The following is a 13,270-nucleotide window of genomic DNA, read 5'->3' on the forward strand; positions in this document are numbered from 1 at the left end:
CGCAAGATGCGACCGCAATGCCATAGCCGTCAGGGCAAATGAAGAGAACGCAGAGATAATCCCGCGTGATCAGCAGGCTTTTCAAGGTCGGGGATTGAGCTTTTGCCAGCTTGACCTTGCCAACGCAGCAGTACTTTAGTGGCTCCCAAAAATCAGGAAGTCATCATGGCGAACATTTTAGCGGCGAGCGGCGGCGTCAAGCAGATCATCTGCATCAACTGGGGTACGAAGTACGGCGCTCCGTTCATCAACCGGCTTTATGCCATGGTGGCGCGCAACATCACCCCGCCCTTCACCTTCACCTGCTTCACCGACAATTTCGAAGGACTGCGTCCGGAAATTCTCTGCGAGGACCTGCCGCCGCTCAACATCGCGGACATGCCCACGAACACGCCGGGCATCTGGCAGAAGTCGCGGCTCTGGGGACCGAAGCTCGCTAATCTCCAGGGCCCGGTCCTCTTTCTCGACCTCGACATCGTCATCGTCGGGTCGCTCGATTCCTTCTTCGAGGTCGGCGAACCCGACGACGTGATCCTCGCCAGAAATCAGACAACGCCCTTCGAGCGCCTCGGCCAGACCTCGCTGTTCCGCTTCCCGGTGGGCAAGCTCGTGCCCCTGCAGCAAAAATTTGGCGCCAATCCTCAGGCGATCGCGGATGAATACCGTTTCGAGCAGCGTTTCGTCACGCGCAATGCGCCCGGTGGCGTGAAGCTCTTCCCAAGGCGCTGGGTCCTACATTACCGGCAGGACTGCCATTGGACCTTCCCGCTCAACTATTTCTTCACACCGCGCCTGCCGGCCGATGCGCGTGTGGTGCTTTTCCCGCGCAGCCTGCTGCCGCAACATGCGATCGACGGGCAATATGGCTATCGCGGACGCGTCGACACGCCGCTTGGACATATTCGACGCCTGTTCAACGGCGACCGCCGTGAGAAGAACCCGTTCCGCTACCTGCGCCACTATATCCGCCCTGCTCCATGGGTGGCCGAACATTGGCGCGAATAGTCGGCGTTCTGTTAAGATCGGGCAGGATTTCAGCGTGGCAGCGTAAGTTTTTAGATTAACGCGCCGCCGGCCCCTTCACGCGACCGGAAAGCACCCCGAAACCCTCGATGATCGCCTCCTGGTTCTCAAGACGAGTCACTTCGAGCTGCACTTCCTGAAGCGTGCGCAGCAGATGCGGCACCGCTTCGAGGTCGCCTTCCTCCGTCGCATGCGCAAGCTCGCGCTCGAGTTCACGCCGCTGCCAGTGCAGCGCCTTGGACCGCTGGTGCAAAGCCAGAGCCTGCAGATAACCTTCGCGCGCATCCTCGGGGGCTGCAGCCGTCGTCGCGGTCCAGAGCCGCGCATAGCGGATCTGCTGGTCGATCGCGGCGAGCAGTGCGCCGAAGCCTTCCCCATCCAGTTGCTCGATCAGGCCTTCGCGCGTCAGGCGCGGCCCCTGCGCGGCAGCAGCATTCAGCACCGCCGCCCAGCAGCGCTGCAGGTCGCGATGGTCGAACTCGATCGTCGAGATTTCGTCATACTCGTCGAACAGCAGCTGCGGGTGGTTGACGATGGTGAACGCCAGCACGCTTTCGCGTAACTCTGGCGGCCTCGTTGAGCGGTCAGCTTTCAACAACTGATTAAGCTTCGAACTGGCAGCAGTCCCCGCCTCGACAATAGCGCCCTTCAACGCGTCCGCGGGCTGCATCGACCGTTTGCCCCCTACGCGGCCGCCGCCACGCTCGAATGGGCGACGCTCGCCCCCCCGCCCCGATCCCGACGATTGCAGGAAGGCGTTCAGCCGGTCGCGCATGTCCTGGCCGTAGTGGCGGCGCACGCTTTCGTCGGCGATGACGGAAGTGACCTGCTTCAGCCGCGCTTCGAGCTCGGCGCGTTTCTCAGGCGTGTCGAACGATCCACCCTGGATCTCGCGCTGCCAGACCATGTCGGCAAGGGATCGCGCATTGGCGAGCACCTTGTCGAAGGGCGCGCGACCCTCGTGGCGCACCAGATCGTCCGGATCCTTGCCGTCAGGCAGCATCGCGAAACGCACCGAGCGGCCAGGCTTCAGGTGCGGCAACGCCAGGTCGACGCCACGATTGGCGGCACGGATGCCGGCGCCATCGCCGTCGAAGCAGAGCACCGGCTGCGACGTCATCTTCCAGAGAAGGTCGAGCTGGTTTTCGGTCAATGCCGTGCCGAGCGGCGCAACCGCGTTCTCGACGCCCGCCTGGTGCAGCGCGATCACGTCCATGTAGCCTTCGACGGCGATGATCGTTCCGGCGGCATCGTCCGGCCCGGCGTCACCCAGGCGGGCGGCCCCTTGCGAGGCCCGGCGGGCGCGGGCGAAATTGTAGAGCACGTTGCCCTTGTGGAAGAGCTCGGTCTCGTTGGAGTTCAGATATTTCGCCGGCGCATCCGGAGACATCGCGCGACCGCCGAAGGCGATGACCTTTTCGCGTGACGACAGGATCGGGAACATGATGCGGTCGCGGAAACGGTCGTAGGAAACCGGCACATCGGGCCCGTGCACGACGAGACCGCAGGCTTCGATCTGCTCCTTGCCGATACCCTTGCCAGCGAGAAATTCCTTGAGCGCGTTGCGGCTGTCGGGCGCAAAGCCTAGGCGGAAGGTCTCGATCGTGCGGCCTGTCAGGCCGCGTTCGCGCAGATAGGCGCGGGCCTTGGCGCCGCCCGCGGTCTGGAGCTGATCCTCAAAAAACGCGGTCGCCAGCTCCATGACGTCGAGAAGGCTGGTGCGCTCTTTCTCGCGCCGCTCGGCCTGCGGGTCGGGCTGCGGCATGGCAACGCCCGCCATGTCGGCGATCTGCTGCACGGCCTCCGGGAAGCTCAAGCCTTCGAGATCGGTCAGGAAGCGAAAATGGTCGCCGGAGACGCCGCAGCCGAAACAATGGTACCGGCCCTTGCGATCCTCGCAGTGGAAGCTCGGCGACTTCTCCCCATGGAAGGGGCAGCAGGCCCAATAGTCGCCGCGCGAGACATTGGTCTTGCGCCGATCCCAGGTGACGCGTTTGGCGATCACGTCCGAAATCGGCACGCGATCGCGTATCTCGTCGAGAAAGGATGGTGAAAAGCGCATGAAAACCTCTGGTCGATCTTCCATATAGGCGGCAAGGCCGCTGGACGCCACAACAGTGATCCGGCTTGCCCGCTATTCACAGGACGGAAACGGGATTCACGCCCGCTTCCACAACCAAAAGACGCAATTGAGATCTTCCAAGGACCAAAAGTAGAGCTTGACTCGCCGAAGGTGAATGGCATCAATTCGGCGTCCCGAACTGGAACACCCATCATGGCCATCGCCGTCGAAGCGCTCGCGTCCAGTCCCGTCTTCTTCAGCACCGTGCTGGATTACGCCCGCGGCATGGTCTCCATGTATGGGGACAACCCGCGCCTCGCTTCGATCTTTGCCTCGCAGCAACGCTGGCTGATGGCCCAATCCGGCCCTGCCCTCCATCACGACCGCGATCCCCAAGATCTGTCGAGCGGCCTCTATAGCGGTCGTTTCATCAACTATGTCGTCGCCAACGATATCGCCAGCCGCAACACCGCGGATCGATCGCGCGTTCGAAAACGAAATCCTTGCGAACGCCGAGGAGGCGACGCCCGTCACCTATGGCCGGGCGTGCGCAGTTACTTGAACGAGCTCTTACTTGAGCAGTTCCTTCACGAGACCGGACGCCTTGGCGAAGTCCATCTGGCCCGGATAGCGCTCCTTGAGCACGTTCATGCACTTGCCCATGTCGCGCAAGCCTTGCGCGCCGGTTTCCTGGATCACCGAGGCGCAGAGTTCACGCACCGTCTCTTCCGGAAGCTGGGCCGGAAGGAACTGGTTGATGATCACGATTTCCTGGCGCTCCTGCTCGGCAAGCTCCGGCCGGCCGCCCTCGTCATAGATGCGGGCCGACTCTTCGCGCTGCTTGATCATCTTGGCGAGGATCTGCAGGATGTCGTCGTCGCTGACCGGGTCCTTGCCCAGGCCGCGATTGGCGATGTCCCGGTCCTTGATCGCCGCCTGGATCAGCCGCACGGTCGAGGTACGCCGTGTGTCCTTGGCTTTCAGGGCTTCCTTCAGTGCGTCAGCGAACTGGTCGCGCATGTCCATACTCCATGTCGAAACCGGCCCGCGGTGCTCTGCCCGGAACCGGCTCGAAACCATCATTGTTGTCGTCGTCTTAAACCAGTGTGACAGGCGCAATCAAACGGAATACGCAACCGCTTGAATTAAAAGGAATTTTATTTCCTGACAATTCGCAGCGGCCGGTTGACCCGGATCAGCGCTTTGGCTATTTTCCCGCACCTGCACGACATCGGCATGAGAGCACTTTCCGCGGGGATTCCGCGCGTCCATGCCTGAGCACATGAAATGGCGATCGACCGCCGGGCTTTCAAGCCCCGCTTCACGCCGCAACGGGATAGGAACGATGACCGCGACACCCGCATGGACCACTGAAAAACCAACCGCACTGCTCGTTCTGGCCGACGGCACCGTGATCGAAGGCAAGGGCATCGGCGCGACCGGCAAGGTGCAGGCGGAAGTCTGCTTCAACACGGCGCTGACGGGCTATCAGGAAATCCTGACGGACCCCTCCTATCTCGGCCAGATCGTCACCTTCACCTTCCCGCACATCGGCAATATCGGCGCCAATGACGAAGACATCGAAGACCTGACGCCGGCAGCACGCCACGGCGCGGTCGGCGTCATCTTCAAGGCCGACATCACCGAGCCGTCGAACTACCGCGCCGTCAAGCACCTCGACGCCTGGCTGAAGGCCCGCGGCATCATCGGCCTCTGCGGCATCGACACCCGCGCGCTCACCGCCTGGATCCGTGAGAACGGCATGCCGAACGCCGTCATCGCCCATGACCCCCAGGGCGTCTTCGACATCGACACGCTGAAGGCCGAAGCCAAGGCCTGGAGCGGGCTTGAAGGCCTCGACCTCGCCAAGGTCGCGACCTCGGGCCAGTCCTCGCGCTGGGACGAGAAGCCCTGGGTCTGGGACGAGGGCTATTCGACGCTCGGCGAAACCGATGCCGCCTACCATATCGTCGCGCTCGACTATGGCGTGAAGCGCAACATTCTGCGCCTCTTCGCCGGCCTCAACGCCCGCGTCACCATCATGCCGGCTTCGACCAGCGCCGACGAAGTTCTGGCGCAGAAGCCGGATGGCATCTTCCTGTCCAACGGCCCGGGCGACCCGGCGGCAACCGGCGAATATGCCGTGCCGGTCATCCAGAACCTGCTGAAGAGCGATATCCCGGTCTTCGGCATCTGCCTCGGCCACCAGATGCTGGCGCTTGCCCTCGGCGGCAAGACCGAGAAGATGCACCAGGGCCACCACGGCGCCAACCACCCGGTCAAGGATCACACGACAGGCAAGGTCGAGATCGTCTCGATGAACCACGGCTTCGCGGTCGATTCGAAGTCGCTGCCGGAAGGCGTTGAAGAGACTCACATTTCGCTCTTCGACGGCACGAACTGCGGCCTGCGCGTCGCCGGCAAGCCGGTGTTCTCGGTCCAGCACCACCCGGAAGCCTCGCCCGGCCCGCAGGACAGCCACTACCTCTTCCGCCGCTTCATGAACCTGGTGCGCGAGAAGAAGGGCGAGCCGGCATTGGCCGAGCGCTAAGCGCAACAAACATTCGGACAAAAGGCCCGCCTCGCGCGGGCCTTTTCTTTGGCGACAGGGCATCGGCCGCTAGCGCCGACTTGCCCGCCCAAGTGGGAGTACAGCTCGTCGTTTTTGTCTGTCAGCCGATGGCGAGACGCTCGGCGATGAAGTCGACAACCGCCCGGACCGACGGGAGCTGGCCGCGGCGATGCGGCATCAAAAGCGTCGTCGTGACCAACCCCGCCTGCCAGTCGGGCAGCACCCGCACGAGGCTGCCATTGTCGATCTCGGCATGGCAGAGCTTGCGCGGCAGCGCGGTGATGCCGAGCCCGGAAAGCGCCGCCTCGAGGAGAACGCGGGACTCGTCCGCGACAAAGCGCGGCTCGGGGCGCACAGAGACCGGAACGTCGTCCTCCCGGCGAAGCGTCCAGCCATCGCTTGCGAGCGACGTGAGCAGGCCATCGTGGTCCTTGAGTTCATCCGGCTCGGCAGGCGTGCCGCGCCGCGCGAGGTAGCCGGGTGCTGCCACCAGCCAGATCACTTCGGAGGCGACCCGCCGCTGGACGAGACCGGAATCGGGCAAGGGCGCGAAATGATCGCGCACGGCGATATCGAAGCCTTCCTGGATCAGATCGACGAAGCGGTCGGTCGCATGCAGCACCACCCGCATCTTCGGATAGGCTAGCGCCAGTTGAGGCAGCAGCCCCGAAAGCGTCATCTGCGCCGTCGGCACCGAAGCGGTGATGCGCACGGTTCCGCTCGGCTCTGCGAGCCTGCCCATGACCACCGCCTCCGCGGCTTCCGCCTCGATCAGCATCGCGGCCGCATGGCGATAGAAGTCCTCGCCGATCTCGGTCACCATGAAGCGGCGGGACGTCCGATTGATGAGCCGGACGCCAAGCGTCTTCTCAAGCTCCGCCACGCGCTTGCTGAGCGTCGATTTCGGCACGTTGAGCACGCGCGCGGCCGGCGCAAACCCCCTATGGTCGACCACATGGGCGAAGATGATGAAGTCGTTGAGATTGCGCATCGCGGCTCCCGATGTCCACGCCTATGGATGACATGTCCGTATTTGGCCAATTTTCAAAAGACCGTCCACAAATTCATCTCCCCGCATTGAAACCGAACATCCAGGGAGAGGCCGAGCCCCCTTCGCAATCCTGACCCGCTGCCGGCACGGATGAGGTCACGGACGTGACTTGCGGTTGACCCTTCGCCGGGCTTCGCGCATCCTCCCCTGCAACTGGAGGTGACGATGATTACAGGTCCACAGTGCCGCGCCGCCCGGGCGCTGATCGAAATCTCGCGCGAGATGCTGGCAACCTTTTCAGGTGTCGACGAAGACACGATCCTCAGGTTCGAACGCAAGCTCGAGACGCCCGGCGACGAGGTGATCCTGTCGCTGAAGCACGCGCTCGAAAATGCCGGCGCGGTGTTTCTGCCGGAAGGCGAACGCGGCATCGGCGTGCAGCTGAAGTTCACGCGCTCCGAGGCTCGGCGCCTCTCGATCCTGGAAAGCGAGGGTGGCGTCGTCGGCGACGACGAGGTTCCCGGCGCGTGAATTTCTGACAATATTTCAACGCCTTGGCCGATCTGCCTGAATAAGATTGGCCCCTGCTTGAATCGATCTGCGAACAAAAAAGCCCGCCGTTGCCGGCGGGCTTTTTGTGATGCGATTGCCAGCGCTTACTTGCAGGCGGCGCAGAAACGCTGGATGCGGCGGCAAGCCTCTTCAAGCTGAGCCTCCGAGGTTGCGTAAGAAATGCGGAAGTTCGGGCCGAGACCGAAGGCCGAACCGTGCACGACGGCAACGCCTTCGGTTTCGAGCAGCTCGGACACGAAGTCTTCGTCCGTCTCGATGACCTTGCCCGATGGCGCGGTCTTGCCGATCAGGCCGGCGCAGGACGGATAGACGTAGAAGGCGCCTTCCGGCGTCGGGCACGCAATGCCCTTGGCCTGGTTCAGCATCGACACCACCAGATCGCGGCGGCCTTCGAAGATCTTCTTGTTCTCGGGGATGAAGTCCTGCGTGCCGTTCAGCGCCTCGACGGCAGCCCACTGCGCGATCGAGGTGGCGCCCGAGGTCTGCTGACCCTGGATCATGTCCATGGCCTTGATGAGTTGCAGCGGACCGGCAGCGTAGCCGATGCGCCAGCCGGTCATGGCATAGGCCTTGGAGACGCCGTTCATCGTCAGCGTGCGGTCATAAAGGCCGGGCTCGACTTCGACCGGGGTCGCGAACTTGAAGTCGCCATAGGTCAGGTGCTCGTACATGTCGTCGGTCAGCACCCAGACATGCGGATGCTTCATCAGCACGTCCGTCAGCGCCTTCAGTTCGGCATGGCTATAGGCAGCGCCCGACGGGTTGGACGGCGAGTTGAAGACGAACCACTTGGTCTTCGGCGTGATCGCCTTGTCCAGGTCTTCGGCGGTAAGCTTGAAGTTGTTTTCCTGCGTGGCCGAGACGAATACCGGCGTGCCGCCGCACAGCGCCACCATTTCCGGATAGGAGACCCAGTAGGGCGCCGGGATGACGACTTCATCGCCCGCGTTCAGGGTCGCCATGAACGCGTTGAAAAGAATCTGCTTTCCGCCGGTGCCGACGATCGTCTGGGCGGCGGTGTAATCAAGGTTGTTCTCGCGCTTGAACTTCTTGGCGATCGCTTCGCGCAGTTCCGGAATGCCGGAGACCGGCGTGTACTTCGTCTCGCCGCGGTTGATGGCGTCGATCGCCGCCTTCTTGATATTGTCGGGCGTATCGAAGTCCGGCTCCCCGGCGCCGAGGCCGATCACATCACGACCTTTCGCTTTCAGCTCACGGGCTTTCTGCGAAACGGCGATAGTGGCGGAAGGCTTTACACGGGAGAGGGCATCGGCAAGGAAGGCCATGGGTGAAGGTCCTGATCGTTTCGAGACGAGGTGATCGCTACGGAACGTAAAAAGCCAGGCTCCATAGCGGTTAGGTCTATGTCGAAAGACGCCCGGTCTTGCAAGCGCCGGAACGGCAAAAACGCCGGAAACGCGGGCAAAAAGCGTCACCATGACAAAGTTTCATGAGTGCGATCAGCGTTGTCGATCGCCAGTCGCGATCCCGAGGCGATCCTCGCCCACAAGTCCAGCGCCGAAAAAAGGAATTATGGCGGTCGTTTGAACGGCCACGAAACGTATCAGTCGGAAACGGTTCTTGATCGCGATTTATTCAAAAAAATCAGCGGCGTTCGGCATTTTTTGAAATGCCATAATTTGGCCATCACAACTGTCGCGGTCCGCCGCAATTCCGTCCTGCAACAGCCGGTTTCCGGGCCTTTTCTTCGATCATCCGAACACATTCGCATTACGGGGGTTATGCAATGTTTCTCGACGACGAAATCGCCTCATTGAAAACCGGGCAGAACGAAGCGCGCTGGGGCATGTATCTGGCGATCGCAGCGCTCGCCGCCTGCATCCTGATGATCATCGGCCTGATGACCCAGGCTGCCGCCGAAACGGTGGCCGCCAAGCCTCAGCAGATGGCAGGTTATGTTCGCCCCAACGATATCGGCGCGGGCGCCCTGCTCTTCCCGTCGAAGGAACCCGGCTATTTCGTCGAGGCGCCGCGGCTGGCGACGGACGTAACGATCGACGTCAACGGCCCGATCATGCGCACCCGCGTGACCCAGCGTTTCGAGAACCCCAGCAAGGGCTGGGTCGAAGGCACCTATGTCTTCCCCCTGCCCGAGGATTCGGCGGTCGATACGCTGAAGATGCAGATCGGCGACCGCTTCATCGAGGGCCAGATAAAGCCGCGCCAGGAAGCCAAGGAGATCTACGAGCAGGCGAAGGCCGAGGGCAAGAAGGCGGCACTGCTCGAGCAACAGCGCCCGAACATCTTCACCAACCAGGTCGCCAATATCGGCCCCGGCGAAACGGTCGTCATACAGATCGAGTATCAGAGCGCGGTCCGCCAATCGAACGGCCTTTATTCTCTCCGTTTCCCGATGGTGGTCGCGCCCCGCTATAATCCGCAGCCGATCGTTCAGACCGTCGACCTCGACAGCCGCACCGGCTATGCCGTCAACGATCCGGTTCCCGACCGTGAAAAAGTCGAAGCGCCGATTCTCGACCCCAAGCAAAACGCTAAGGTCAACCCCGTCACGCTGACGGTGAACCTGAAGGCAGGCTTCCCGCTCGGCGAGGTGAAATCCGGCTACCATGACGTCGATATCGCCAACCTCGACGATCTCAGCCGCCGCGTGACGCTGAAGGGCGACAGCGTGCCGGCCGACCGCGACTTCGAGCTCACCTGGAACGCGATCGAGGGGAAGAGCCCCTATGCCGGCCTCTTCCGGGAGACAGTCGGGAACAAGACCTACCTGCTCTCCTTCGTCACGCCACCGGCTGCCGCAAGCGAGACCGATGCCAAGCCGGTCAGACGCGAGATCGTCTTTGTCATCGACAATTCCGGTTCCATGGCCGGCCCCTCGATGGAACAGGCGAAGGAGAGCCTGGCGCTGGCGATCTCCAGGCTGAAGCCCGAAGACCGCTTCAACGTCATCCGCTTCGACGACACCATGTCGGTGCATTTTCCTGATCTCGTCGAGGCAACGCCGGACAAGCGCGAGGATGCGATCGCCTATGTCCGCGGCCTGACGGCCGATGGCGGCACGGAAATGCTGCCCGCGCTGGAAGCTGCATTGCGCACGCAGGGTCCAGTTCAGGCCGGCGCGCTTCGCCAGGTGGTCTTCCTGACCGATGGCGCGATCGGCAATGAGGCGCAGCTCTTCGACGAGATCCAGAAAAACCGCGGCGACGCCCGCGTCTTCACCGTCGGCATCGGCTCCGCCCCCAACAGCCATTTCATGACCAAGGCTGCCGAATACGGCCGCGGCACCTTCACGCTGATCGGCTCCGAGAGCCAGGTGGCGACACGCATGGGCGAGCTCTTCACCAAGCTCGAAAGCCCCGCGATGACCGATATCTCCGCGAGCTTCGAGGCCGCATCGGCAAGCGACATCACCCCAAACCCCATGCCCGATCTCTATCGCGGCGAGCCGGTGGTGCTGACCGCCGAACTCGATGGCACCGCACCCAAAGGCAAGCTGCAGATCCTCGGCAAAGCCGGCGACCAGCCCTGGCGGGTCGAGATGGACATCGCCAAGGCCTCCACCGGCCAGGGTATCGCCAAGCTCTGGGCGCGGCGCAAGATCGATGATCTCGAGGCAAGTGCCGCTGCAATTGCCGATCCCGCCACGCTCGACAAGCGGATCGAGACCGTGGCGCTCGCCCATCACCTCGTCTCCCGCGTCACCAGCCTCGTCGCCGTCGACGCGACGCCGTCGCGTCCGGCCGGCGAGCCACAGGCCGAAACGAAGCTGCCGCTCAACCTTCCGGCCGGCTGGGACTTCGGCAAGGTCTTTGGTGAAACGCCCGCTGAGAGCGCCCCCGGGAAGGTCGACGAACGCGACGCTGCGGTCGAGAGCCGGACCAAGCTTGCCATGGTGACGGCGGACCGCATGCTGGCGGCACCAACCGCACGGGCGGCAGGCATGATCGCCGAGGCCAACAACCAAGTGACCCTGCCGCAGACGGCAACGGAAGCGGACAAGCAGATCCTGGTCGGCCTGATGCTCCTCGCCTTCGCCCTGCTCGCAGGCACGACCTTCGTCTTCTGGCGCGCGCCGATCGCCGCCGTCGTGCTTGCGGGAGTGCGCCGCCGTGGCCGCTGACAACGAAAGGCCCGAGCCAGGCCCGGGCTTTCTCGCCCGCCTCTCGGCGGTCGAGACGATCGTGCTCGCGATCATCGCGCTCATTGCCCTTGCCGGTCTCCTGCTGATTGGCAAGGGTTTCTACATGAAGGCCAAGGCCGAGGTCTCGCAGGTGCTTCTGAAACGCACTTTCGAGGCGCAATTGCACGGCAACCCGGATGGCAGGCCCTGGCCCTGGGCTGACTTCCAGACGGCGGCAGAAATCTCGGCGCCCCGGATCAATCGCTCTGCGGTCGTGCTCGAAGGCGCGAGCGGCGAAGCGCTCGCCTTCGGCCCCGCCTGGCTGACGACGACGCCCTTGCCCGGCGACGAAGGCACCTCCGTCATCGCCGCGCACCGCGACACGCATTTCCGTTGGCTGAAGGACGTCAATCCCGGCGACCTCCTGGTGCTGACGCGCAAGGACGGTCGCCGCTTCCTGTTCCGGGCCGGCGAAAGCCGCGTCGCCCGCTGGGACGAAAGCGGCATCAACGCATCGGCCACCGGCCACCATCTGGCGCTTGCCACCTGCTGGCCCTTCGATGCGATCGAACAGGGGCCGATGCGCTATATCGTCAATGCCGAACTCATCGGCGAACAACGGCCAGTGCCGCTGACGACAGGATCGATCTCGAAATAAACCGCTTTTGATCGGATGTGACTTGAACCGCTCCGTCTCCCGCTCCAGCTTGCCAGTTGAACGAATCGGCCGGAGAAGCGCAATGCCGCGAGCGGATGCAGCAGTGTCGAAACAGGTAGGCACGCGGCGGCACACCCGATCGCTCGCGGTGCTCGTCGCTTTGGCCACGATGGCCGCCCCCTTGGGCGCTCACGCCGAAGAGACGCGCGAATTCCCGAGCCAGCACGGCACCCTGCGCGTCGAAACCCTGGCGGCCGGCCTCGAACACCCCTGGTCCGTCGAAGCGCTACCCGATGGAGGGCTGATCGTCAGTGAACGTCCCGGCCGGCTGAGGATCGTGCGCGACGGCAAGGTGTCGAAGCCGCTGAAGGGGGTGCCCAAGGTCGCTGAACGTGGCCAGGGCGGCCTGCTCGACATCGCACTTGACCCTGGTTTCGCAAAGAACAGGACGCTCTATCTGACATTGGCCGCCAATGGCAAAGGCGGCTACGGCACCGCCGTCGTGCGCGCGAAACTTGCCGAAAACGAGAGCGGTCTTGCCGAGGTCAAGGAACTCTTCCGGATGAGCAAGTTCACCGGCAAGGGACAGCATTTCGGTTCGCGCATTGCGATCGCGCCCGACGGCAGCCTGTTCTTCGGCATCGGCGACCGCGGTGAACGCGATCGGGCCCAGGACCCGCGCGATCATGCCGGCGCCATCCTGCACATCAACGCCGATGGCAGCGCTCCCGGATCGAACCCCTATCGCGGCGGCACCGGCGGCCTGGCGGAGATCTGGTCGAAGGGTCACCGCAATCCGCAAGGGATCGCCTTCGACCCGAAGGACGGCACGCTTTTGACGGTCGAGCACGGCGCGCGCGGCGGCGACGAGGTCAACAATCCGCAGGCCGGCCACAACTACGGTTGGCCGGTCATCACCTACGGCAAGGACTATTCCGGCGCCGAGATCGGCGAAGGCACGGCAAAGGACGGCCTCGATCAGCCCCTCTTCTATTGGGATCCGTCGATCGCCCCCGGCGCGCTCGCCATCTATCGCGGCAAGATGTTTCCCGAGTGGGACGGAGACCTGCTGGTCGCCGCGTTGAAGTACCAGCTTCTCGCGCGGTTGGAGCGTGACGACAACGGTGCCATCGGCGCCGAAGAACGGCTGTTCGATGGCGAGTTCGGCCGCATCCGCGACGTCGTCGTCGCGCCAGATGGCGCATTGCTGATGGTGACCGACGAGGAAAACGGCGCCGTTCTCCGCGTCTCCAAGGGCGCGACGCAATAGCAATTGAGCCCGTCGCTGC

At 63.4% G+C, this 13,270-nt stretch carries 11 protein-coding genes; 7 read left to right on the plus strand and 4 right to left on the minus strand.

The window, feature by feature from the left end:
• Positions 1–165 precede the first annotated feature (165 nt).
• Complete coding sequence (locus tag AC070A_RS03460) at positions 166–1,005, plus strand: glycosyl transferase (RefSeq protein WP_113133461.1); 840 nt, start codon at positions 166–168, stop codon at positions 1,003–1,005.
• Between the two features lie 55 nt (positions 1,006–1,060).
• Here AC070A_RS03460 and dnaG read toward each other — a convergent pair whose 3' ends face one another.
• Both dnaG and AC070A_RS03470 read right to left on the minus strand, forming a co-directional pair.
• The gene (gene dnaG, locus AC070A_RS03465) at positions 1,061–3,085 is read right to left on the minus strand and encodes a DNA primase (RefSeq protein ID WP_218373518.1); all 2,025 of its coding nucleotides are present in this window, start codon (positions 3,083–3,085) and stop codon (positions 1,061–1,063) included.
• Between the two features lie 570 nt (positions 3,086–3,655).
• On the minus strand, positions 3,656–4,105 hold the full coding sequence (locus AC070A_RS03470) for a GatB/YqeY domain-containing protein (RefSeq protein WP_057254340.1): 450 nt from the start codon (positions 4,103–4,105) through the stop codon (positions 3,656–3,658).
• Between the two features lie 325 nt (positions 4,106–4,430).
• Between AC070A_RS03470 and carA the strand changes: the two genes are divergently transcribed.
• Positions 4,431–5,636 (plus strand): glutamine-hydrolyzing carbamoyl-phosphate synthase small subunit, encoded by a 1,206-nt coding sequence (carA, locus tag AC070A_RS03475; RefSeq protein ID WP_113511293.1) that lies wholly within the window; start codon positions 4,431–4,433, stop codon positions 5,634–5,636.
• Between the two features lie 121 nt (positions 5,637–5,757).
• Here the strand turns inward: carA and AC070A_RS03480 are convergent, their stop codons facing one another.
• A complete protein-coding gene (locus tag AC070A_RS03480; protein WP_058326561.1) occupies positions 5,758–6,648 on the minus strand; it encodes a LysR substrate-binding domain-containing protein in 891 nt (296 codons plus the stop codon).
• Positions 6,649–6,873: 225 nt separating this feature from the next.
• On the opposite strand from AC070A_RS03480, the gene AC070A_RS03485 reads away from it, so the two are divergent.
• Positions 6,874–7,179 (plus strand): helix-turn-helix domain-containing protein, encoded by a 306-nt coding sequence (locus AC070A_RS03485; RefSeq protein WP_113737084.1) that lies wholly within the window; start codon positions 6,874–6,876, stop codon positions 7,177–7,179.
• Positions 7,180–7,304: 125 nt separating this feature from the next.
• On the opposite strand, the gene AC070A_RS03490 is transcribed toward AC070A_RS03485, so the two are convergent.
• Positions 7,305–8,507, minus strand: coding sequence for a pyridoxal phosphate-dependent aminotransferase (locus tag AC070A_RS03490; protein ID WP_113737083.1), 1,203 nt, complete (start codon positions 8,505–8,507; stop codon positions 7,305–7,307).
• Between the two features lie 180 nt (positions 8,508–8,687).
• On the opposite strand from AC070A_RS03490, the gene AC070A_RS03495 reads away from it, so the two are divergent.
• The 4 genes from AC070A_RS03495 (at position 8,688) to AC070A_RS03510 (ending at position 13,251) form a co-directional block, all read left to right on the plus strand.
• Positions 8,688–8,999, plus strand: a complete 312-nt coding sequence (locus tag AC070A_RS03495; protein WP_143032948.1) for a hypothetical protein — start codon at positions 8,688–8,690, stop codon at positions 8,997–8,999.
• The gene (locus AC070A_RS03500) at positions 8,969–11,323 is read left to right on the plus strand and encodes a marine proteobacterial sortase target protein (RefSeq protein WP_113737082.1); all 2,355 of its coding nucleotides are present in this window, start codon (positions 8,969–8,971) and stop codon (positions 11,321–11,323) included. The genes AC070A_RS03495 and AC070A_RS03500 overlap by 31 nt, the downstream gene beginning before the upstream one ends.
• A complete protein-coding gene (locus AC070A_RS03505) occupies positions 11,295–11,981 on the plus strand; it encodes a class GN sortase (protein ID WP_093233960.1) in 687 nt (228 codons plus the stop codon). The genes AC070A_RS03500 and AC070A_RS03505 overlap by 29 nt, the downstream gene beginning before the upstream one ends.
• Before the next feature lie 169 nt (positions 11,982–12,150).
• Positions 12,151–13,251 carry a PQQ-dependent sugar dehydrogenase gene (locus AC070A_RS03510; protein ID WP_255571346.1) on the plus strand — a complete coding sequence of 367 codons (1,101 nt, stop codon included), beginning with the start codon at positions 12,151–12,153 and terminating at the stop codon, positions 13,249–13,251.
• Positions 13,252–13,270: the final 19 nt, after the last annotated feature.

It is taken from the genome of Ensifer sp. GW101-20A05, assembly GCF_059424735.1.